This is a genomic window from Methylobacter marinus A45, from assembly GCF_000383855.1.
Lineage (GTDB): Bacteria > Pseudomonadota > Gammaproteobacteria > Methylococcales > Methylomonadaceae > Methylobacter > Methylobacter marinus.
On the sequence record NZ_KB912877.1, the window covers coordinates 597,306 to 618,818 of the forward strand.

18 protein-coding genes are annotated in these 21,513 nt (G+C 50.8%); 5 read left to right on the forward strand and 13 right to left on the reverse strand.

Translation table 11 applies throughout. The features are described from left to right. Nucleotides 1–14: 14 nt before the first annotated feature. The 3 genes from METMA_RS0102615 to METMA_RS26845 all read right to left on the reverse strand — a co-directional run bounded on the left by METMA_RS0102615 (nucleotide 15) and on the right by METMA_RS26845 (nucleotide 2,357). Nucleotides 15–1,580: a cytochrome ubiquinol oxidase subunit I gene (locus tag METMA_RS0102615; protein WP_020157511.1), complete on the reverse strand. Its 1,566-nt coding sequence runs from the start codon at nucleotides 1,578–1,580 to the stop codon at nucleotides 15–17. Then, nucleotides 1,570–1,818 (reverse strand): hypothetical protein, encoded by a 249-nt coding sequence (locus METMA_RS0102620; RefSeq protein WP_020157512.1) that lies wholly within the window; start codon nucleotides 1,816–1,818, stop codon nucleotides 1,570–1,572. Before METMA_RS0102620 ends, METMA_RS0102615 begins: the two co-directional genes overlap by 11 nt. A gap of 359 nt (nucleotides 1,819–2,177) precedes the next feature. Beyond that, complete coding sequence (locus METMA_RS26845; RefSeq protein WP_152565095.1) at nucleotides 2,178–2,357, reverse strand: hypothetical protein; 180 nt, start codon at nucleotides 2,355–2,357, stop codon at nucleotides 2,178–2,180. Nucleotides 2,358–2,716: 359 nt separating this feature from the next. Here METMA_RS26845 and METMA_RS27360 point away from each other — a divergent pair, with 359 nt between their 5' ends. Continuing rightward, complete coding sequence (locus METMA_RS27360; protein WP_020157513.1) at nucleotides 2,717–2,890, forward strand: hypothetical protein; 174 nt, start codon at nucleotides 2,717–2,719, stop codon at nucleotides 2,888–2,890. Nucleotides 2,891–3,143: 253 nt separating this feature from the next. Here the strand turns inward: METMA_RS27360 and METMA_RS0102635 are convergent, their stop codons facing one another. Both METMA_RS0102635 and METMA_RS0102640 read right to left on the reverse strand, forming a co-directional pair. Beyond that, nucleotides 3,144–3,935 carry an ABC transporter permease gene (locus tag METMA_RS0102635; RefSeq protein WP_020157515.1) on the reverse strand — a complete coding sequence of 264 codons (792 nt, stop codon included), beginning with the start codon at nucleotides 3,933–3,935 and terminating at the stop codon, nucleotides 3,144–3,146. Nucleotides 3,936–3,966: 31 nt separating this feature from the next. Continuing rightward, a complete protein-coding gene (locus METMA_RS0102640) occupies nucleotides 3,967–4,656 on the reverse strand; it encodes an ABC transporter ATP-binding protein (protein WP_020157516.1) in 690 nt (229 codons plus the stop codon). A 449-nt stretch (nucleotides 4,657–5,105) separates the two neighbouring features. Between METMA_RS0102640 and METMA_RS0102645 the strand changes: the two genes are divergently transcribed. Then, complete coding sequence (locus METMA_RS0102645) at nucleotides 5,106–5,483, forward strand: rhodanese-like domain-containing protein (RefSeq protein ID WP_027146987.1); 378 nt, start codon at nucleotides 5,106–5,108, stop codon at nucleotides 5,481–5,483. A gap of 226 nt (nucleotides 5,484–5,709) precedes the next feature. Here the strand turns inward: METMA_RS0102645 and METMA_RS0102650 are convergent, their stop codons facing one another. The 4 genes from METMA_RS0102650 to METMA_RS0102665 form a co-directional block, all read right to left on the reverse strand. Further along, the gene (locus METMA_RS0102650) at nucleotides 5,710–6,951 is read right to left on the reverse strand and encodes a hypothetical protein (protein WP_020157518.1); all 1,242 of its coding nucleotides are present in this window, start codon (nucleotides 6,949–6,951) and stop codon (nucleotides 5,710–5,712) included. 49 nt (nucleotides 6,952–7,000) lie between these two features. Next, entirely contained in the window at nucleotides 7,001–7,600 is a 600-nt protein-coding gene (locus tag METMA_RS0102655; protein WP_020157519.1) for a polysaccharide biosynthesis/export family protein, read from the reverse strand. Nucleotides 7,601–7,893: 293 nt separating this feature from the next. Beyond that, nucleotides 7,894–9,579: an exosortase E/protease, VPEID-CTERM system gene (gene xrtE / locus METMA_RS0102660; RefSeq protein ID WP_020157520.1), complete on the reverse strand. Its 1,686-nt coding sequence runs from the start codon at nucleotides 9,577–9,579 to the stop codon at nucleotides 7,894–7,896. A gap of 84 nt (nucleotides 9,580–9,663) precedes the next feature. Then, nucleotides 9,664–10,062, reverse strand: a complete 399-nt coding sequence (locus METMA_RS0102665; RefSeq protein WP_020157521.1) for a VPEID-CTERM sorting domain-containing protein — start codon at nucleotides 10,060–10,062, stop codon at nucleotides 9,664–9,666. Between the two features lie 838 nt (nucleotides 10,063–10,900). On the opposite strand from METMA_RS0102665, the gene METMA_RS0102675 reads away from it, so the two are divergent. The 3 genes from METMA_RS0102675 (at nucleotide 10,901) to METMA_RS0102690 (ending at nucleotide 16,075) form a co-directional block, all read left to right on the forward strand. Continuing rightward, a complete protein-coding gene (locus tag METMA_RS0102675; protein WP_020157523.1) occupies nucleotides 10,901–12,496 on the forward strand; it encodes a LamG domain-containing protein in 1,596 nt (531 codons plus the stop codon). A 435-nt stretch (nucleotides 12,497–12,931) separates the two neighbouring features. After that, nucleotides 12,932–14,194, forward strand: a complete 1,263-nt coding sequence (locus METMA_RS0102685) for a right-handed parallel beta-helix repeat-containing protein (RefSeq protein ID WP_198014450.1) — start codon at nucleotides 12,932–12,934, stop codon at nucleotides 14,192–14,194. Nucleotides 14,195–14,596: 402 nt separating this feature from the next. Beyond that, nucleotides 14,597–16,075, forward strand: coding sequence for a choice-of-anchor Q domain-containing protein (locus METMA_RS0102690; RefSeq protein ID WP_020157526.1), 1,479 nt, complete (start codon nucleotides 14,597–14,599; stop codon nucleotides 16,073–16,075). 134 nt (nucleotides 16,076–16,209) lie between these two features. On the opposite strand, the gene METMA_RS0102695 is transcribed toward METMA_RS0102690, so the two are convergent. The 4 genes from METMA_RS0102695 to METMA_RS0102710 form a co-directional block, all read right to left on the reverse strand. Next, nucleotides 16,210–17,496, reverse strand: a complete 1,287-nt coding sequence (locus tag METMA_RS0102695) for an O-antigen ligase family protein (RefSeq protein ID WP_232216311.1) — start codon at nucleotides 17,494–17,496, stop codon at nucleotides 16,210–16,212. Between the two features lie 157 nt (nucleotides 17,497–17,653). After that, nucleotides 17,654–19,477, reverse strand: coding sequence for an asparagine synthetase B family protein (locus tag METMA_RS0102700; protein ID WP_084254074.1), 1,824 nt, complete (start codon nucleotides 19,475–19,477; stop codon nucleotides 17,654–17,656). Between the two features lie 80 nt (nucleotides 19,478–19,557). After that, nucleotides 19,558–20,511 (reverse strand): N-acetyltransferase, encoded by a 954-nt coding sequence (locus tag METMA_RS0102705; protein ID WP_020157528.1) that lies wholly within the window; start codon nucleotides 20,509–20,511, stop codon nucleotides 19,558–19,560. Between the two features lie 49 nt (nucleotides 20,512–20,560). Beyond that, a complete protein-coding gene (locus METMA_RS0102710) occupies nucleotides 20,561–21,448 on the reverse strand; it encodes a glycosyltransferase (RefSeq protein ID WP_020157529.1) in 888 nt (295 codons plus the stop codon). Nucleotides 21,449–21,513 lie beyond the last annotated feature (65 nt).

Sequence of the window (21,513 nt, forward strand, 5' to 3'; positions counted from 1 at the left end):
TGAAGCTTGTCGTACTAGTGGGCCTGGCCGGCTTGCAGTTCATGGTAATACCGTCCGGTATGAAGACTGCTGGGGCCCAGGCGCACATACTTGAACATCAGGTATAGCTCGATAACCAATAGCACCGTGTAAAACAACGCGAAGCCGCCTATGCTGAACCAGAGCTGCTCGCTACTGAGACTGGAAACGCTCATATGGGTCGGCAAAATGCCGGAAATGGTCCATGGCTGACGGCCGTATTCAGCGACAAACCAGCCCGTTTCCGCGGCGATCCAGGGCAATGGGATGCCCCAAACCGCCATCCGCATCAACCAGGGTTTCTGGTCGGCATTGCGCACGGCGCAGTGGTAAAAGGCGATGGCAAAAATAAACAGCATGGTAAATCCGCAGGCCACCATGATGCGGAACGACCAAAACAGCAACGCCACCTTCGGAATCGTGTCATTGGCCGCTTTTTGAATCATCTCCGCATCGGCATCCACGACTCGGTCGGTATATTTCTTCAGCAGCAATCCATAGCCCAGGTCATTTTTATACGCATCAAAGCGCTGGCGGGTCTGCTCGCTGCTGTCGCCGCTGCGCAGTTTTTGCAGCTCGGCGTAAGCCACCATGCCGCGCTTGATGCGTTCGGCGCTCTCATTACGCAAATCTTTCAAGCCTTTCACATCTTCATCGACTGAACGGGTCGCTATCAACCCCAGCAGATAAGGCACTTTGATCGCGAAATCGGTTTTTTCATTATCCTGATCGGGAAAACCGAATACCGTAAAACTGGCTGGCGCCGGCGTGGTTTCCCACTCCGCTTCGATTGCCGCCAGCTTGATCTTTTGCGTTTCGCCGGAGGTATAGCCGCTTTCGTCGCCGAGCACGATCACCGACAGGACCGAAGCCAGTCCGAACGCTGACGCGATCGAAAACGACCGGCGGGCAAAGCCGATATCGCGCTTGTTCAATAAGTACCAGGAGCTGATGCCCAACACGAACATCGAGCCGGTCACATAGCCCGCGGCGACGGTGTGAACAAACTTGACCTGGGCGACCGGATTGAAAAACACATCGGCAAAACTGGTCATTTCCATGCGCAGGGTTTCATAATTGAATTCAGCCCCCACGGGGTGCTGCATCCAGCCGTTGGCGATCAGAATCCATAACGCCGACAGGCTGGTGCCTACCGCCAGCAGCCAGGTCACGACCAAATGCTGCACCTTGGTGAGTTTGTCCCAGCCGAAAAAAAACAGCCCTACGAACGTTGATTCCAGGAAAAACGCCATCCACCCTTCACTTGCCAGCAGCGGACCGAAAATATCACCAACGTAATGCGAATAATAGGCCCAATTGGTGCCGAATTGGAATTCCAGCGTCAAACCGGTGGTCACGCCCATGGCAAAGTTGATGCCGAACAGCTTGCCCCAGAATTTGGTCATGTCCTTGTAGACCTCGCGACCGGTCATGACATAGACCGATTCCATAATACCGAGGATAAATGTCATGCCCAGGGTTAGCGGCACGAACAGAAAGTGGTAAAGCGCCGTCAGACCGAATTGCATTCTCGACAGCATGACAACATCTTCACCGAACATGGCTGGACTCCTTATAAGATTGAGATGAAAGACCGGAGGTGATTGCCGCGTGTTTGGCGGGCAACGCAAAGTGCTGCGCAATATCGGGTTTTGCCGGCGCCGGTTGGCCTTCCCAGCGAAAAATCAGGAACCAAAGCCCCGTCAACAAAATGATTTTGATCAATAACGCAATGCCGATTTCCCATCGCAGCAATCCGGGATGCGGCAGAATCCGATTTATCTTGGCTGAGTTTGCCATTGAGGCTCCCCTAAATTAACCATTAAAGCAGAATACGGGACTTTATCAATCCTTAACCGATTCGCCGATTAGTGTTGAAAGCGAGGTTAAAAGCCCCAAGATTGCCTGGCAACAGACCCGGCTCTCTTTTTCATAGTATATTAGCATTTTATTATTTTCTAAAATATATTTTCCAACCGCTTTATGCGATAGTCTTTTTTTGCGTCATTTATGGAGATTGAAGAAAAAAGCCGGTGAGTACCGGTTTGATAATAAAACGCACAATGCCTTTACCAGTAATGACTCTGCCGAGGATTGAACTGAAGCTGGGGATTAGAAACTTGTCCGGGTTTTATAAAGATAGCGGCGGATGCACTTTTTCATCTCAGCGATATCGGTTCGCCTATAACGGCAAGCGTTCCCCAGAGCAGCAGGTAGCTCGATAGAGATGTATAAGGAAAAGCTAAAGATGGTCCCGTTTCGGGGCGGCCCGTCAGGATTAATTGGCACGCCAGCCTGGCCGGCATTTCGCCCAGGTAAAAAGCCTTAGTAATGGGCATGGAATAAATCAGGGAATTGTAGGTGCGAATGAATTCGCACCTACACCGGAAATTCGTCCGCGCACTTGAGGAAGTTATTTTATGCGCGTTCTTTAGGCAATCGCCAGCATACTAAGACCAAATATAAACAGAAGCAGCCATGACTGCCGTTTTCGGGCCAGTTGCCATAAAAGCATGGCGTTGAACGAGTCATGGCAATCCTTGACTACTTTACCCTGCCTCTATTAAAAGACTATTAATTTATTGCATACAAATAAGAAACAATTAATATAATTTTTGCGCTATTGTTACCTATAAAAGTCTAACGTATATTTAAGCTGCAATTTAAGCAACCTTTTTACTTGATTGAGGATTTACACATGAGTGACTTTTATAAAGATATTTTGACTGGCGTGGTATTTGTTACCGGCCTGCTGGGTTTTGTTTCAGGAGAATTTATCATCTCGTCCACCCTGTTCGCGGCGGCAGCCATTGCCAGCAACGTCAACCTGAACCGTAAACGGGCCCATGCAGGACACATGCAATGCGAATGACCATCTTGCCTGATATGCTGCCCGGATCAATTTTTCATGTAGCAACTTAATGACTTCCAAGGCTTCACGGCCTTGGAAGTTTTTTGTTTATAGGCTCTCCTTTTCCACAACACCTCATCCTTTCAGCATTTCCATCCGTTCTCCGGCACGGCTCAGCGCCACCTTTTCATTATCATCAAACGCCCTGACAAAAGCAGGCATCTCGTGATGTCGATAAAATAACTCGACCACTGCATAATGCCTCCGGCCTCGGTCAATGCTTGTCAACCATTTCAGTCCTTAAGACATCAAACGCGTCAAACGCAATATTCAAGCTGAGCTTCAGGTTGAAAATACAGGCGATGACAGTACTGGTGAAAATACAGATCATGATGGCGATCTGGTATTTCACGGCTATCCAGGGATCGCTACCGCCCAAAATCTGGCCGGTCATCATGCCGGGCAGTGATACCAGTCCCATGGTAGCCATACTGGCAATGGCCGGGTTGATTGCCGCTTTGATCGCGGCGCGATAGTAAGGGCGCACCGCCTCCCAACGAGTCGCTCCCAGCATCAGGAAGGTCTCATATTCCAGCTGGTTTTTTCGCAGGGCGTAATAAAACCGTTCCAAGGCGATAACGTTTCCTTGCAGACAGTTGCCGAGAATCATGCCGGCCAAAGGCACAATATACCGGGCATCGTAATAATGCTCCGGCTGAATGACCAGAACCACCAGATAGGCGGTGGAAAATATTATGCTGGAGGCCACAGCCATAAAGGTAGCGAGAAAAAAATAACGGGCTTTAAGCCCTGCCCGGCGCAGAATGCTCCAATCAGCGACCAGCAGCATCAGCAATATCCATAACCCATTCAGCCAGGGATTGTTAAGGTCGAACAGCGCTTTCAGATAGATGCCAACCAGCACCAACTGGATACTCATGCGCAGGATGCCGATACCGATATCGCGGCTCAAACGCAGGCCCGTCAGCCAGAGCAGCAGCCAGGGTAACAAACAGAGTCCATACAGCATCGCCATCCGGGGTAGCGCGATATCGAGTGTTTCCATTGCCTTTTGCCTGTAACGAATCTAAAAGTTGCTATACACCGGTATCCTGCATATTGGACACTTTACCGGACCGCCCGCTACGTTTTGTCAGACGCCCTTCTTCAAGCTCAAAAACGAGATCACACCGCGCCATCCAATCGGGGTCGTGGGCTACTGACAAAACCGTCAGACTGGAATCGGAGAAAACATCGAACACGGCTTGTTTGCTTGCCGTATCCAGCGCACTGGTAACCTCGTCCAGCAGATAGAGATTTTTGCCCAGCAGCAGGCTGCGTGCCAAGGCAATTCGCTGTTTTTCCCCGCCGGAAATACGGCTGCTTTCCTGATGCAGAATATCCGCCGGCAAGTGCAAGCGCCGCAATACCTCAATGATCTGATCTTCCCGGGGCTTATGGCTCTGATGCGCTTTGAACCCAAAGGGCAATAGCAGAGCTTCCCGCACGCTTTCAGCCCCCAGTATCGGCTCTTGCCCGACATAAGCGGTATGGTTTCGGATAGTCAAAATCGAAGCGGGGTCAAGAGGTTCCCCCTGAAAGTAAACCATGCCCCCGCTTAATGGATGCAGGCCTAGCAAAGTCCTTAGCACACTGCTCTTACCGGAACCGGACTTGCCGCATAGCACGGCTTTCTCGCCGGCGAAAAGATCAAAACTGACATCGGACAGCAACATTTTTTCATGGACGCTGACCGATACCTGGTCGAATCGGATAATAGGGGACATTGCGTGATTTTTCTGAATTTGGATTTGCCCGGCAAAGTAAGGGATTAAGTCTGTCGGTAATCAACACTGATCAAATTTGCAGGCATCTCTGTATGGATTCGTATCGGTTTAGCCTAGCATGAAATCGCTATCCCTGTTAATCATCAACGATTAAAAACGGAATAATCAGTGAAAATTGGCAAAGAGTGTAATTAATGCGTCTTCACAGCCGCAAGCGTGCCCGCTGGCAGTAAGATGGGATTAAGCGAAGCGTAGATAAACTATAGCGTGCAAACCAATACGGCGGTACTTCTCTCAAATAAATTGGTAAAGCCCTGGCGCGACAGGATAGCGTCTGATCGTTTTTGGTCGGCCGGTTTAGATAAAGTTGTGGGCCAGTGCCAAAGCCAATATACTCATCGACCGGCATCCCTGTATTATTTGTCTTAATGAAGCCCAATCCCGTCGTTATGAAAAAATACCATCTCATCATCGCTTTTATTATTCTCGTTTCCGGCTGTACATTTCAAAAGCCGGACTATGTGAAAGTTGTAACCCCGGCGGAGTTAAACCGGATCATGCAGCAGCAGGACATATTTCTTGTTGATGTTCACACCCCCAAACAGCGGCATATAAAAGGAACCGACCTGTTTATTCCTTACGACGAAGTAGAGAAATACAAAGACCTGCTGCCCAAAGATAAAAATACCGCTATCTACCTCTATTGCGAAGGCGGTCCCATGGGCAATGCGGCGGCCCAGTCTTTATATAAACTGGGTTACCATGACTTGACCAATCTTGAAGGCGGCGCAAACGCCTGGAGAAAAGCCGGACTTGATTTTGAATGATTACCGTTACCAGGTCTTCATTGGTCCTTCAGAACAACCCGACAGATTGGCTTTGATAAGAAGCTTACCCTGTTAGGGTTATGTGCCTGATCTTCAGGCACACCAACTTAAACTGGCATGAACACTGGGCTATCACAGAGTCATTGTGCAGGCGATTAATCCTGCAAATTCCGCAAAATGCCTGCATTGACGCCCGGCAAGCAAACGAAGCTGATTTTCAGTACCGCTAACGCGAATGCCGGATTCCATCCCAGGAATAATTCAGAAAAACCGTCACGGCGTTAGAATCACTCGTTCCCACAAATAAGTTCCGCGCCTGAAGGTCCGACTGAAAATCCTGATTGTCCTGCTGAAAATCCTGCCAACTGTAAATGTAGCTGCCTTTGAGCCGCCAGTTTTTCGCGAACTCCCAGGCAATACCCGCGGCTACGGAAAAATAACTGCGATCAAATTGACCGGTCAGATCTCCACTCGGCTGGCCTTCGATCGATTCACTACGGGTAAAATTACTCGTGAAATCCAGCACAAGATGCCGGGTTAAATGGTACGAATAATTAGCGAAGATTGAGTTGGTTTGCAGCGTTTGGCCGATGGCGCTTGGGTTAACAGCATTGGAGAAACCGGCGGAGAATTGGCTCAGCCGATCATCATAGCTTAAAGTGATGTTGGCAGCACTTCCCAAGGACAATGAAGGACTCTGCCCAGACGGAACGTCAGCCGAGTTGCTTCTGGTTTCATCAATCCATATCGGCCCTCCAGCGGCACTCACTGTCCAGCTGCGATTGATTGTATAATTCGCGCCCAGTTGAAAGCCAAACAGGTTTTGAGCCGAGGCGTCCACCCCCCCGGTATATCGGATGTGAGAAAAATAAAATTTTCCATTTAAAGAAAGACGTCGACTCCATTCATGATTCCCACCCAGATTGACGGTATAGGTCTCATTGCCACTGAAATTCAAGAAATCATTACTAACACTTGCATCGATACCGTCAAGTGGAATGCTGTAACTTGTCCTGGAATACGAAGCATCCAGGATCAATTGATCACGAGGAGTCCACTGCCAGACCCATGAAGGTGCCAGCTGATAGTTATCAGTCTGGCTGTTGGGTAAAAGCAGTCCTGTATCCAGGATTTGTTGGGCATAGGTACAACTAACGGCGTACTCGCCTTTTAAACTGAAAACACTGCGTTTGGTCCGATAATCGCTGTTCAGTCTTAGATTGTATTTATCACAATCCCAAAGCGAATCATCATAGCGACGAATGTCCCCTTGGCCTTCGAAAGCGATATCCAATACCCTGGTTTTTCGGCTGGCTTGTAAGGTTGGCGTCAAAACGTATCCGACAACAGAATCATTACGAACAGGATTCATCGAAATGTTGTCATTGTATTCCACCTGTTGGTTCAAGGAACCTTTCAGCATCCATTCGACTGCTGCCGCGTCCTTCCCGAAACCAATGCAGGCCATAACAACTAATATGATTTTCCGGCCGCGACACATGTTTTTTGAAAAAAACTCAAGGCACAACGATAGTGTCGCCGCTTTGCAACAATATATTCGATTCTATATTCTCACCATCCTCAACTTCACCGTACTTGAAAGGCAAGGATTTGAGCCGACCGTCTGCTTCACGCCTCAGGACCAGTATGCTGTTTTTTTCAGCGAACTCCGTTAAACCGCCGGCCATGCCCAAAGCTTGCATCACATCCGTAGGTCTTGCCATCACAAACGCCCCCGGATGGGCAACCTCGCCAGTGACATAAATCATATTGCCGTCCGCGGCAAGCAGCCTGACGTTTACTTCAGAGTCAGGAATATACTGACTAAGACGCTTTCGCAGCAAGCTGGCCAGATCCTCGGTCGTTTTGCCGGCGGCGGCCACGTGTCCGATCAGGGGAAAAGAGATGGTGCCATCCGGCAGCACCACAACATCCTGTTTTAGCTTATCCTCTTCCCAAACGGTAATTTCCAGTTTATCGCCTGGATTGAGGTGGTAAATCGCGTTTGCCAGGGCAAAAGGCTGAGCTGACAACCAAAGTAAGCAGCCGAGGAACAGCACTAAATGACGGCCTTTAAAATACGGGAGTGTCAATCTCTTCAAGATGAATGTATTCATTCGCTAGTTATCCGGAACCGTCGCGTTAATTCATTAATATATTCACCAACAAGCTGAATATGCAAGATGTCGATTTCTACTGATTCAAGATGAAAAAAAATCGATGCTGCAAGCCCGCATCCTAAAGAACGCTATCGAGGGGCGGCATCGCTGGCTTTGGTTGTGGAACGGAGCAAATTTCTCAACATGATTTTTAATCACGGCCTTATTCTTATCATAGATTTATTCTTATTGAAAGAAGGCCGTAAAACAGGACTTATACTTATTAACTAACTATCACCTTGCATCCTTGGTCATGACCATAAAGACCATCGCGCCTGCGCCAAAACCCAAATAGCAATCAATGCGTTAGTCGTCATATGCGCAATGACGGCATCGGCCAGCCGCCCTTGGCGGTAAAGAGCCAGGGCATATCCCATTCCCGCTAAAGTCCCCGCAATCCAGCGTTCATGCAATAGCCCGAACAATATAGATGAAAGTATGAACGAAAACCATGAGAACCGCCCGAGTGGTACATTTTCGAAATCTTTCGAAATCAACTTGCGGATCAAGTAACCGCGGAAGGCCAGTTCCTCGGCCAGAGGCACGATGATGACCGACCCGAATACACGGAACAGCAGCCAGACCGCTGCCATCTCATCGGCAAGTGCCGCCAAACCTTGTGATAACGCCGTCTTGCTGCTGTCGACATTTGGCTCCAGCAGCATCCAGATCATGAACACCGCGCCCCCGATGGCCGGAGCCTGCCAGGTCCACCGCCAACCCAGGCCATTATAAGCCTTGCGGAAATACCAAAGCATGCCAGCGACAGCCACAATACGCATGGGATAGAGGACGTCAAAGCCGCTGGAGGAAGCCGAGGTCATCATCGTGGCTGCCATCATAACCAATAAAGGCACGAGCAAGGCGGCGGCGAGAGATTTACCGGTTGTAGCAACCGGCAAGTCTGGCCCGGCAACGGCAAAAAACCGCATCTTATTCGACAGGGCAATTACGCTTAGCGCAATTACGGTAAACGCTATCCAGCCGGCTTGCGCATGAAAGCCTTGCAAGGCTATTTCGGGCGACATGGACGTGCCGATCGCGATCAAAAGGGCGATGCGCACGGCGTTGGCTAACCAAATCACGGTTATACCGAGCGGAAAAAGCCAGAAGGAATGCGGAAAACGTAATTCTTTACGAAACAGCCAAAGATAAACGGCAAGAAATATAGTGATCAGGGAAATACCTTCGATACCCGAACAAAAATGCGTGATTTCAACCTGGAAAACAGACGTGCCTAACAGGAATTCTTCTGGCTGGTAGACAAGGTCGGAATATACCCAGCCAAGCATGGAATAGACGAGCTGCAAAGTAGGCACGGCCAGGAAATTCCAAAAATTTTCCTGACCCAACAGAGAGGTGTCGTAACGGCTAAGGGTCGCTACGAGTATCCAGGCGCCTAATCCTAACAAGCAGCCCATGAATAATGCCGCATATTCCTGGCGAATCAATCGCAACCAGAAATATCCTGGGGCTAAAGCCAAGAGCCATGACAACAATTTTGTGCCGGCCAGCACAATCCAGCTGATAAACCAGGGCCCCGAAAGACGCGAGGGATTGAGGGGGTCTTCAAATATGAGCTCCGTGGCAAACGCGAATACGGCGAAAGCGAGTACGTGAACCGCCAACCAAACCAACCAGTGGTATTCTTTTGACTGTTCACGTGCCTTGACAAGAATAGCCTTAAGCCGCGGACTGAGCATCAGGAGACAAGCGCAGGCAACCCAAAGGCCCGCATGCCAAATCCCTTTCGAAGAATGAAACAGCTTCGCTGACCAATCGGCATCCTCTGCCAGGAAACGCGGTGCCTCATAGCGGGCTGTTATCGCCACGAGCTCAAATGCCATGAGTTCTAACAGCAATAGCCAGCGAACCGCTAACTGCTTTGCGGCAGCGGACCTGATTTGAAGCGGCGGACCGGCGAAATTACACCACATATTCAAGCATTATCCGCTCAACAAAGAAAACCGAATCAGAAAACAGTGTTCTGCTCCGGTTTTAATGGTCAACGCCAGGGAATGCTAAGAGCGTCGAGACCGGGACCTTTCGCCTGCCAGCAGTAAAGCGCCTACCAGCAGAGCTATCGCACTGGTTCCAGATGCGGCATCAATTTCGGGAACGACATCACGAACTCCACCCGGTACAGGTCCGGAACCCACACCTGACCGGTCAGGATCAATTTGCGATAATTGATAACGCCAAACAGCCAACTGCTCCCTCCAGGCAGCCAGTTGCTCCCTCCAGGCGTCTAGCTGATCTAGCCATGACTGTATAGGTATTGTTTGAGATACCTGGCGTGATGTTGATTGAGAGGATGAAATCGACGTATTCCGGCTGTTTTCGTTATCTTCTGCCCAAGCATTGCCTGCGGCCAGGAACATAACCATTACACCCGCCAATATCAGTTGCTGAATATTCATTGGTCCTCCTTACGCGTCCTCTTCGTTTACAGATAAAAGCCTAACCACTAAACGCAATTTAACGCCATGGTGGTTAGCTTTCGCCTATCATAATCCTGTGTTTTTTAGATAAATTCTTCTGATTATCGTTCACACACTGCCTGCATTTATTTTCACTATCCAAAAAACACTAATCGCGCGGCTTAGCCGCTGTTTCCCGCAGATGACCTGAAGGTCAATTTTTTCATTCCAGCAGTCCTGATTGGAATTGCATTCCATGGCCCGTACCAAGGGAATTGACTGCCAGAACGCCTGTTTAGGATCCACTGCTTAAGTCCAACCATAATCGCTTGATTAATCCTTACTCAATCTAAGTAATTTTACGTAGTTAAGACGTTTTTAATTAATGCGCCTTACCATGGCTGTGCTTTAGTTTTACGGGGGAATACGTACTTCAAGGTCTTTTTAATTTATTCAGTACTTTTAACAAACGGTTTTTACATGCTGGGTTCACTGGAGATCGTGGTCAGTTGAGATTGAGTGCGTAAACTTTTTATCAATCCCAGCTAGCTATTGTATTGCGCCATAAGAAGAAAAGAATTTTGCCCAATTATCTTGCTGTTTAATGCAAATGCCTATTAGCACGAATACTTATGATGTGTCTGATGCTCATTAAATTGACAGGCGCTTTTGAATAGCTCACCGGAAATTGTGCTATTTCAATTTTTCACCTCAATCTCCAAACGCAAAACAATACTAGCCCACCTTCTGTTTGATGAACTTCATCACAACCTGTTGCAAAGTCATCTACTAATCTTAAGCCCAATTCCTACAATATAAGAGGGCCATAAAAATTATTATGAACAACTATTTTACAAATACTTCCTTGAGCGGATTGTGCAGGCGCTTTGGGTCGATCGGGCTTGCCCTGTTCTCATTCAGTGGCCATTCATTCGCAGGAAGCACAAACCTCGCCTGGGACGCCAGCACTTCGCCCGATATCGGCGGTTATATAGTGTCTTACGGTCAAAGCAGCGGCCATTACGACTCAAGCATCGATGTCGGTAACAAAAACACCCTCACGGTATCGGGACTGCAAGAGGGTACTCAATATTTTTTCGGAGTGAAGGCCTACGATTCGGCCCGATCCACCGAAAGCGGCTATTCCAATGAAGTCAGTATGACGGTGCCGGTCACCACAACGACCGGCGGAACCGACAATGAAAATGAAGACGGAACCGGCGGAGGAACAGATGGAAGAACCGACGGAGGAACTGGCGTTGGAACGGGCGGCACTACCGAAAGCCCCGGCGGGTCTACTGGCGAAAATGCCGGTACAGATTCCGGCAATGACGGCTTGGTGGCAGCCTATGGATTTGAGGAAACCAATGGCAAAACTGTTGTCGATGCCTCGGGCAATGGCAACCACGGCACTATCAAGGAGGCCGTCAGAATCTTCAGCGGCCGGTATGGGAAAGCCCTGAAGTTTGATGGCGTAAACGATTGGGTCACTATCGAAAACAGCGCATCGCTGGCACTTTCAACCGGCATGACCCTCGAAGCATGGGTATACCCGCAATCGCTGACAATTGGCGGAAAAACGGTATTCTTTAAAGAAATAGCTGGCGGTAGCGATGATTACAGCCTCTATGCCAATGAAGATGCCAATCTGCCTGTTTCTTATATCAATAATGGAGATTACCGTATTATCTCCGGCCCCAACCAGTTGCCGGCGAATCAGTGGACGCATCTTGTGGCGACCTACGACGGCCAATATCAACGGCTTTATGTGAACGGCGCCGAAGTGGCCCAGCAGGAACAAAAAGGCCTGATTCGCCAATCCGGCGGCGTGTTACGCATCGGTGGAAACAGCATCTGGGGCGAGTACTTCAAAGGCTATATTGATGAGATGCGGATCTATAATCGAGCCTTGACCGCAACGGAAATCAATAGCAACAAAACAACCGCAATCAGCGTTTCCAATCCGCCTCAGTTTGTCATGGGCGACCGGAATGAAGAACCTTGGGTCGAAAACAGACCGCAAGGCGTTGCACAAGCTTACCAAACGGTACCCGAGAAGGCCGGCATGGTAACGGATGTACAGGTCTATCTGGATGCCAGCACAACCGCGACACAGTTGGCTGCCGGTATTTATTCCGATAATAATGGCCATCCCGGAAAGCTTATCGGCAGAGGTACATTGAAAACGCTTAAACCTGATGCATGGAACTCGGTATCCATTGCCAGCGCCTCTGTTACCGCGAACCAGCCTTATTGGATTGCGATACTGGGGCTGAATGGAGAAATCGGATTTCTGAACCAAGTGGGTTCAGGAACAGGCGTGATAGAGCAGAGTTCCGGCCGCAGTCTGAGAGACTTGCCCGGCACATGGACTGGTTCGGGCGATGGCTATAAAGCCAATGCGTCGATGTCGGTCTATGGGAATGGCTATTGACTGAATCACTGACGGCTTAAGTGGCATAATGATGGAGCGTGCATCGCCCGGTGCGATGTCCGTTCCGTCTGCCGCCCGAAGTCGGGTGCATGCCGGTTTAACGTTTAGCATGAAGAAGTCAGCATTCTCTGTCTCAGCATCATTGACACGCACATCGAGATGAACCCAATGAATACGCGGATAACCATTTGCGCTTGCCATTTCCAAGACCACTTAACCGGTAATGGAGCTGATTTTTATCGCTTTATCGGTCCGGATTCACTAAAAGCCAAAGGCTAATAATCAAGGAAAGCGCGATGATCCTGCATTATCAACTCCCTAACTTTCAATCAACTACCGACGTGATCATGAATAGCGCATTATTGCCGTTTCATGATCAACCGTTGTAAGTAATAAACAAACGAGCTCGTGCAACAAAGAGCCAGGAAAAATTCTGTGAATATGTCAATCTTTCGAATCCGCTGCCTTACTGTATTAGCAATAGGTATGGCAGGTGTAACCAATCAATCATGGGCGGCAACTGTCAGTGCCGAAAGTTGCTCGCAAACCCATGTATCCAGTGCAATTTCATCGGCGACTGCCGGCGACACGGTGCAAGTACCCGCCGGTTCGTGCTCATGGTCCGGTTTGTCGATCAGCAAGGCAATCCATCTTAAAGGGGCTGGCGTTGGCCAGACAAAAATCACATTGACCGGCAACAATACAATTACCAAACAGGCCGCGGGGACTATCCGTGTTTCCGGATTCAGCTTTTCAAAAAGCGGCGGCGGCAATGGGAGCAAGGGCTGGACGATCGGCGGTTCATGGCAAAATACTGAACCCGTGGTCATCCAGGACAATGCCTTTACGATAAGCAACTCCGGTTTGTTCAGCCTGAATGTGGCCGGCGGGGTCATTATCGCCGGAAACTCATTTACCGGCGAGCAGGATGATTCTTTTATTCAGCCCAAAGACTCCCAGGATTCCGGAAATTCGTGGGGCACGGCCGATACCATGGGGAGTAAGGATACGACAGGAAAGCGGAATCACTATATCGAAAACAATACTTTTTATGGCGGCGCAAACCAAGGCATTGATTGCGATGATTCCACTCGCTGCGTTTATAGATACAACACCCTGACGTATTCATCGTTTAACAGCCACGGGTTGGCAACATCTTCTCAAGGCGTCAGGCATTTCGAGGTTTATAACAATACCTGGAAACATGACGGCGGCACCAGCCAGATCGCCAATCAGAACTGGGCTGTCTGGATTCGCGGCGGGACCGGCGTTATTTTTAATAATCAGATAGCAAATCTTGCCGGGTCTTACTGGGGCAATAAAGCAGAGCTTCACTTCTCTATTCGCGGAGCGGAAGATGCCAGGCCGCAAGGCAGTTGCGAGAATGTAAAATATCCGGTTCCACGGCAGCTTGGCCAGAACTATGATGGAAGCAAGTATTTTACCGACCCTATTTATATATGGGGTAATACGGGAACGGTAGCAATTCAGGACGGATGGAGATGGGGAAACCCTTGCGGACACAACTGGGAGACCTATTTCAAGTGGGGACGCGATGCCGTCAATGGCTCGAGCAAGCCCGGCTACACTCCTTACACCTACCCTCATCCGTTGACCCAAACAACGGGCTCGACAACGGGGCCAACAACGGGACCGACGAACGAAATGCAACCTCCGTCCAATCTGCGCATCCAATAAGCGTTTAGGAACGGGAATGAAATAAAACCCGCGATTGAGGCAGGATTTCTGTTCCTGTTCAAGGCGCGCAAACAGGCGCATAGCAAGCTATGTAACTGTTTGCGCAACGCTGAAGAGGGACAGAAAGACAAGTCAACTGCGGGAGTTATAAAATTCACGTTCCTTAGGATTTGGCCGTCAATCAGTTCCTGTTTAAACACAGGTTGTGCCGCCTGGAGCGCCTGCTCCTGGCCGGCACAACCTATGCCAGGCCCTCATTTCAGGAAGCCGCTCTAGCCAGATCCTTATAAATTCCAGCCTTTAGGAGCCAGGAAAGCCGGCGGCTTCCCTGGCCCGGATTTCTGTACCTGCCGGGCTTAGCCGATTCAGCGCGTTACGCCCTGAATTGGAGGGATCGACAAAATGACCGCATCCAAAACCTTACTGGCATTCATACTGTTAACCTATGATCCAGCCGCCAATGCCGCTGTTTACTATATTGATCAGACAGGCGGAAACGACGGCAATAGCGGCACCAGCCCAAGCAGTCCCTGGAAGCATTCTCCGGGAATGGCGGCATACACCGGATCAGGCCAGTTAAAAGCGGGCGATACTGTCTACTTTGACAGGGACGACAACTGGACGGTTACCGGCAGTCCCCAGGGACTTTTTCTGGCAGGCGGCGTCAGTTATATCGGCGACCAATGGGAAGCCGATTCCGGGACGACCGGATACAGGGCAAAAATAACGGCGGGCCATGATTTCAACGATAATGGCGTTATCAGATTTAGAGATCATCCCACTATTCAGACTCTCTTCAAGGGATTTGAAGTGGATGTGAATAACATGTCCGCGAATGGTATCGACATCAATCATGGTTTTTGGAGCTTGATGAACGGAGCAACAAAGAAGGTTGAAAACGTCGAAGTCCATCATGTTTTCACTGAGCAGTCGAAAGGAGAATATAAATATGGCATCGCGATGAGTAATTTCGGCGGCAGCGGCGGCATTCTCGAGAATGTCGAAATCATCAATTGCTCGGTTCATGACATCGGCAGAGACGCCATCGTCCTATATCCTAACGACGATCCGAATTCAAGAATAGGAAACATTACCGTCCGGGGATGTAACGTATATAACACCGGACTAGACCGGGATTATGCCGCGGGAAATGGAGGCCATGGATTCGTCATCAAGGGCTGGGTCTATAACTCGACGATAGAGAACAACTATGTCCACAATGTGAACTCGTCGGCCATATTTGTCAGCGGACCTGAAAATAATGGCAAACAGCGTGGCGCTGATAATGTTACCGTCAAAAACAATATTCTTACGACCCCGTCCAATAACGGCATTGTCCGACTCTACAAAAATGGCGCCAAGCAGCTGAAATTTCATGGCAATATCCTATACGACAACAACACCAGCGGCGCCTTCAATTTAAGCGAAAATGCCGGAACCCTCGACCTCCTCGTCTACAACAACACGTTCGTCAATACCTTCATCGATCTGGGCAGACATTCGTCAACAGTGAACACCTTCGAGTTCAGGAATAACATTGTGCAATATGCCGGCAACCCGCTACGGAATGCTAGCGCCATACAGAGCCGGTCGAACAACTTACTGGTCAGCGCCGACCCCGGCTTTAAGGATACGAGCAAAAAACCCACCGGCTTCATCGGCGATTACGGGACAGATCTTCGCCCCAACACCGATGGCTTGTCATTGAATGCCGGAAGCAGCGCGATAGACGGAGGAACAGCCCTTGCCGGCGCCTTCGCTGACAGCATCAATAGCATTCCACGCCCGCAAGGGGCGGCCTGGGATATAGGGGCTTATGAATACGGTTCCGCCGGGGCAATGCCGATGGCTCCGCCACCGAATCTTCGAATTATTCCCTAACCGATTTAATGTCATCCAGCCAATAGGCACCCATCAGAGACAGCGGGTAGGCTGGGTTGGAGCTTTGCGGAAACCCGGCACAAGAGGCTAACCTCCCCGCTTGCCAGACAAATCAAATAGCCTACCGCTCTTTGTCACGACGTTTTTTTATAGCGGAATTGACTGTAGCGGAATCGTCTCTGATGCTGAACGACTTGCTCGGTACGCGTTTGCAGCGGCCTTGGGTACTCAATGGCGATTATATGGAAAACCGTCCAGACAATGGAAACGCCTTTAAAAGTGGCTTCGGTATAGTTATAGAAAATAATGGCAAACAAAAAGGCGAGCCGCAGGCGGGCAAAGTCGAAATCACTCAACAGATCGATACGGATCTTGCGGAAAGTCGATATGAGCAGTCCGACCAATAGAAACACCCCGATGATTCCCGTGTTCAGGTACGTTTCAATATAGCCGTTATGCGCCTGATTTGGCTGCCACCACCATTTCGCCCAGAGAATATCGAGTCGCTCACCCAACCAGAAGCTTTCAAACCCCTCGCCGAACAGGGGATGACTAGCCAGGGCCAGGCAATCCTCCCAAACCTCGGTCCGGTCGGTCAACGTCGGATTCTTCCCTAGCAACTTCACGACAGTATCATACACATCGAAGGTAAACTCAGCCCAGACAGCCACGAGGCCCGCGACAACCACATAGGTTCCAATAAATCGCTTGTTGATGATCGGCATGCCTATCATACTGATCGTGGCCGCCCCGATCAGGAGGGTGACGAGAGAAGTTGAACTTTGGGCCATGTGCAACAGCCATCCGATTATGCAGAGAAACCCGGTGCTGAGAAGGAGTTCCTCTCGCCTGATACGGGAATCCTCAATGCGTCGCGCCGTTAACAAATTCCACAAGAAGAACAAGCCAAATAACATGCACCCTAAGCCGAGTTCGCTCTTGGTAAGCATGGCCCCGTTGTTGGTGGCCCCGCCCACCCAGGCGTCAAAGCCTCTGCCGTACTGAGGGTAATATTTGATGAGCAGAACCGAGAGCGGCATGATGATATAAGCGCATCGCTTCATAACCGTCCTGAAAGCATTAACAGGATCGGGATCGGAGAGAATGATCAAGGCCATCACCGGATGGCCGAGGATTTTGATATAGCGCTTGAAGGCGACAAACGGAAAATCAGACCATGCGATGGCAAGAAAACTATAAATAAAAAATGCCGCCAACCAGGGATTGTTTCGCAGGATATCGCCGACGACCACACGCCGGAGAGCGAGGATGCGAATGCCCGCCATGATCAGTATTGAAAAATAGAGCGCATCGACAGGACTTCCTTCGGCCATGCTGACGCTTTGCCCTGACCCGAGGTTGATCCACTGAGAGACGAACCGCGTTGTCGTAATCGTCATCCATGACACCGGCAGCCACAATGCCGCACTGACTTCGCCCTGCCTGTGAAAATCCCGGCGAAAGAGAACGAAAATGAATGAGACTGTCAATAAAGTGGCTAAGGATGGCGGCATAATCTATGAATATGAAGTTCAATAATCCCAATGCAAAGGCGTCCGGTTTTTTCAATTGCCCCTGTCAGCGGCTGTTCCGGAAGGCTCCGAAGAACCCCGAATCAGAAGGCGCTCGGTCGCTTCCAGCGTCAGTATGGCATGAATCTCCCTGATGTAGTTTTTTCGCCCCGCCGCTATGGTCCGCGGCAATCGATGCCAGGAATTGAGCATTCCAATAGGGCGACTGCCGCGTCTGTGCAGCGTTTAACACCTCACCGATATAGGCGGCCAACTCTCGCCTGAACCAGCTTCTGTAAGGCAGAAACTTATGCAGCCCGAGCAGCCCGAATTTCGAAAGAGCCCCAATGAGCGGGTCCAATGGTGAGAGAGTATGCGGCAGCCCTTCCTTGTGCAGATAATCGAGTTTGAAGGTAAATTCGGAAAAAAGCCGCCTTGCCATGAAAGAAGGACCGCGGCCGCCCCATATTACCCCCCGATCAGTGGGGATTCCGCCAAGCGCCGGGTTGTTCTCATGCACGAAGCGCAAGGCGGACCGGGGAGACAGGCGGGCGCTTGCCGGCGCTCGAAACGCGAGCGCGACGACTTCGTTATCAAGATAAGGAGTGCGAAAAGTCATTTGAGACCTGCCGGCGGCAAGCGTGCCGAACAGGTTCCAGGGGATTTCCTGAAAAGCCGCAAAGGCGACCGGATGCGCTTTTTGCTTATCAAACACGCGCTGCACGGATGACTCAATGAGTCGGTTAAAGTCCGCATCGATCAGTGCCGCCGGAAAATTGGCCGGTTTGAACGTCGACATGCTTCTGAGAATTTCGCTGCCGAAATTTCCGGTCAGGCGAATCGGAGACAGCGCCCGGCCCTGTTCATTGAAGTAGATTTCGTGAGCCGTCAAAGCGCCGGCACAGCCGTCCGTCACGAACACCGTCCGGTCGACATGGCGCCCGAAGTCGGTTAAAAAATCCGTGCCGATGCGCAGAACGCGGTGTTCGAGACCGCAAACCTGAGCCACGCGGGCCGCCAGCCGAACATCCAGCGTGTCTTCCGTTAAGCCTGAAAACGTGTAACAGGTCGGCTTGAACGCATTCCCGTGGATGCCGGCCATGATCATTCGGGTATCCAGCCCGCCGGTGAGCGATATGCCGGTCAGGGAATCCGAGGACACGTATTGAGGCAGTATCCGGGCGAAGGTCTCCAAAAACGCCCGTTCGAAAGCCTCCTCAGTTAAAGCCGCTTGCGATTCCCATTGTTCGGGGCGGAAATATTGCTCTTTACGATTGCCGGTATGTTTGCCAAAAGTCCAAACGGAACCGCCGGGCAGAAAGCGCAGATCGCTAAACAACGTTCGTCCGGCGAGGGTGCAGCCAAACGTCAGGAACTGTGCCACCCCTTCATCGTCGAAGGCCCGCAGCGCAGGCACAACCCGCAGCAGCGCCTTCGCCTCGCTGGCGAAAAAAACCGTGCCGTCACCGTCTTCATAAACGTATATCCGTTCGATGCCGTAACGATCATTGAAAAGCAAGGCACGCTTCTGTTGACGGTCTATCAGCAAACCGCTGAAAAGCCCGTTGAGCTGCTCGACAAAGCGCTCACCCTCGGCCTCATACCGGCGCGGCAACCGATCCACATCGGCCCCGGCCCGCGTGTCCGGAGAGGGAAAGAAGCACTCGCCGGAAAACAGCAGGGTTACAGCGTCGCGATCACCGTGCGCGGACTGACGGGCAGCGAAGGAACCGTCATGCGCCACCCAGCCGCCATAGACGCCGATTTCCGGCGCGAAGCAGGTCCCCGATGCGTAAAACGGCTCATATTTCATGCTTTTGATCATCGCGTCCACAAGGCGCTGACACTCCTCGGCGGGTCGACGACTGACTATTCCGGCTATTCCAGGCATTGTATTCCCCGTGCTTGTTTAATTAAAAAACCAAAGGTTGGGTCCGCGAAGCCGGCCGGATACAAAATCGCGCAGCCTGCTCATTTCTGGCGCAATCCGTTCCATATTCCTCTGAGCTGCTTGAGCGGTTTTTTGACGGATTGCGGCAACATCGCCCGCCATCCGCGATGCGCGCCGCACTTCAACACGAACTCACCCTTCCAGGTCAACGGAATGTAGTAGCGAGGCATGCTCACTTTTTGAAAACCGCAGCGCCGCTTGAATTCGGCGAGCGAATCATCACTCCAGAAAACATAGATCAAATAATCCAGCTTTCGCGCCGCGCATACTTCCACGGCTTTGGCAATCAGAGCGTTATTGGGTGATTTGTCGCGATGCTTGAGGCTGGAGATGATTTGCCCCGTGAGGCCGAACCGGCCGGCATCGCCCAGCATCATGAACCCGATCATTTCACCTTGATAATAGGCGCCGATCATGTGTTCCCGGAACAGGTAGCGGGAAAACTGGCGCTTGACCGTTTCGAAGTCCTTGCCGTAATGCCAGAATTTCCGGCCTTGACGGATCGGCGCTTCGTTAAAGATAGCGGTCATGCCATGCACGAAGTCGTCGTCATACACTGTTTCCCTGACCACCACGCCATCCTTTTCGGCTTTTCTGATCTGACTGCGCACTCGCGACTTGATTTGATGGCTCCACCAGTGGTCATAAGTCGTAATCGGGATCACGGCCAAATCTTCCGATTCCTGATAATAGGCGTACCTGGGCTCGACATCCGGCATCCGTTGCCAAAAAGTGAAAAGATCGGGTTTGAAGCCGGGATTTTCCTGTAACGCCCTGGCCACTGCTTGCGGCTCGTCAATATCCTCATACCACTCATCCTCGAGACGGACGACAGTGAGCAGGCCTCGCTCGATCGAAAACGTCTGCTTGCCGATTTTAATGTGCTCAGTCTGAGCGGGTCTGCCGTTTATCAGCGTCTCTTTGGTGAAAATCCGGCTTGCGGACGGCAGGGATGCGGCCATGTTTTTTGACATTCAATCCTCCTGTTAAACCGTGAAAAACGCAGCCCTGGCTGCGCACCGATCACCTGCCGCGCAGGTTCAAGGGCGCCGAGAGAAGCTGCCGAAGTCTGCCGAGCTGCTCTTGTCGATGGAATTTCATGAGTTCCTCGGAAACCGGTCTTTCAAAGCGGGTCAGCCAACACCAGAAATAGCCGCACAGCAACGCCATGCCGCCGACCAGGTAGGGTTTCTTAAGAGTTTGAAAAGCCCCCCGAAAGAGTTCCCAAAGCGGATGACCGCCGAGGAAATAATCTTTTTTCCCGTAATTAAAGCGGGACATAAGCTCGTTGCTGCCGGCTGTTCCCATTTTTCGATGGTGATGGAAGACCCGGTCCGCGAAGGAGTAAGTCATCCACCCCTTCATGCGCGCCGTCGTTACCGCCACCCAATCGATACCGCCGCCTTTTATCGGCACGTAGCCGCCGATATCCTCGAAACAGGCCCTGCGGAAAAGCTGACACTGCCCGTTGACATGATGAACATTGATATAGCTGTCCGCATAGGAATGAAAACCGCCTTCGATGTAATGGGTTCCGGCGACGCCCAGGTTGGGCATCTCCTCAAACTTCCCCAGGAGATAGGCGAAGAAGTCATTGTCGAAGGAAATGTCCGCATCAATGTTGCCGATGACATCGAATGACAGGTCTTTGACCCGTTCATAGCCGGCATTGAACGCCTGCACTTTGGCGGCGAAGTTGCGCTCCTTCCGCTCCGGAAGCCTGACCAGTTCCAGCCATTTTCTGCCGTCCAGGTATTTTTTGACGATCTCATCCGTAGCGTCCGTGGAACCGTCGCTCACGATCACCCAGCGCTTGGGCGGCACCGTCTGCTGAATGACGGATTGGATTGTCTTTTCGATAAAAGCGGCTTCGTTGTGGGCCGGTGTAATCAATACATATTCAATCGTCATAAATGTTGCCTCCTGTTCCAGTATCGTCGGCTTTGCCGCACGGCCCTTTATGCCGCGAACATGAC

What these genes read in the sequence shown, in the direction of transcription:
- METMA_RS0102710 (WP_020157529.1), bottom strand. Translation starts at nt 21,448, where the DNA reads ATGACGATTGAATATGTATTGATTACACCGGCCCACAACGAAGCCGCT.
- METMA_RS0102705 (WP_020157528.1), bottom strand. Translation starts at nt 20,511, where the DNA reads ATGTCAAAAAACATGGCCGCATCCCTGCCGTCCGCAAGCCGGATTTTC.
- METMA_RS0102675 (WP_020157523.1), top strand. Translation starts at nt 10,901, where the DNA reads ATGAACAACTATTTTACAAATACTTCCTTGAGCGGATTGTGCAGGCGC.
- METMA_RS0102645 (WP_027146987.1), top strand. Translation starts at nt 5,106, where the DNA reads ATGAAAAAATACCATCTCATCATCGCTTTTATTATTCTCGTTTCCGGC.
- METMA_RS0102665 (WP_020157521.1), bottom strand. Translation starts at nt 10,062, where the DNA reads ATGAATATTCAGCAACTGATATTGGCGGGTGTAATGGTTATGTTCCTG.
- METMA_RS0102700 (WP_084254074.1), bottom strand. Translation starts at nt 19,477, where the DNA reads ATGCCTGGAATAGCCGGAATAGTCAGTCGTCGACCCGCCGAGGAGTGT.
- METMA_RS26845 (WP_152565095.1), bottom strand. Translation starts at nt 2,357, where the DNA reads ATGCCCATTACTAAGGCTTTTTACCTGGGCGAAATGCCGGCCAGGCTG.
- METMA_RS0102655 (WP_020157519.1), bottom strand. Translation starts at nt 7,600, where the DNA reads ATGAATACATTCATCTTGAAGAGATTGACACTCCCGTATTTTAAAGGC.
- METMA_RS0102650 (WP_020157518.1), bottom strand. Translation starts at nt 6,951, where the DNA reads ATGGCCTGCATTGGTTTCGGGAAGGACGCGGCAGCAGTCGAATGGATG.
- METMA_RS0102690 (WP_020157526.1), top strand. Translation starts at nt 14,597, where the DNA reads ATGACCGCATCCAAAACCTTACTGGCATTCATACTGTTAACCTATGAT.
- METMA_RS0102640 (WP_020157516.1), bottom strand. Translation starts at nt 4,656, where the DNA reads ATGTCCCCTATTATCCGATTCGACCAGGTATCGGTCAGCGTCCATGAA.
- xrtE (WP_020157520.1), bottom strand. Translation starts at nt 9,579, where the DNA reads ATGTGGTGTAATTTCGCCGGTCCGCCGCTTCAAATCAGGTCCGCTGCC.
- METMA_RS0102635 (WP_020157515.1), bottom strand. Translation starts at nt 3,935, where the DNA reads ATGGAAACACTCGATATCGCGCTACCCCGGATGGCGATGCTGTATGGA.
- METMA_RS0102620 (WP_020157512.1), bottom strand. Translation starts at nt 1,818, where the DNA reads ATGGCAAACTCAGCCAAGATAAATCGGATTCTGCCGCATCCCGGATTG.
- METMA_RS27360 (WP_020157513.1), top strand. Translation starts at nt 2,717, where the DNA reads ATGAGTGACTTTTATAAAGATATTTTGACTGGCGTGGTATTTGTTACC.
- METMA_RS0102615 (WP_020157511.1), bottom strand. Translation starts at nt 1,580, where the DNA reads ATGTTCGGTGAAGATGTTGTCATGCTGTCGAGAATGCAATTCGGTCTG.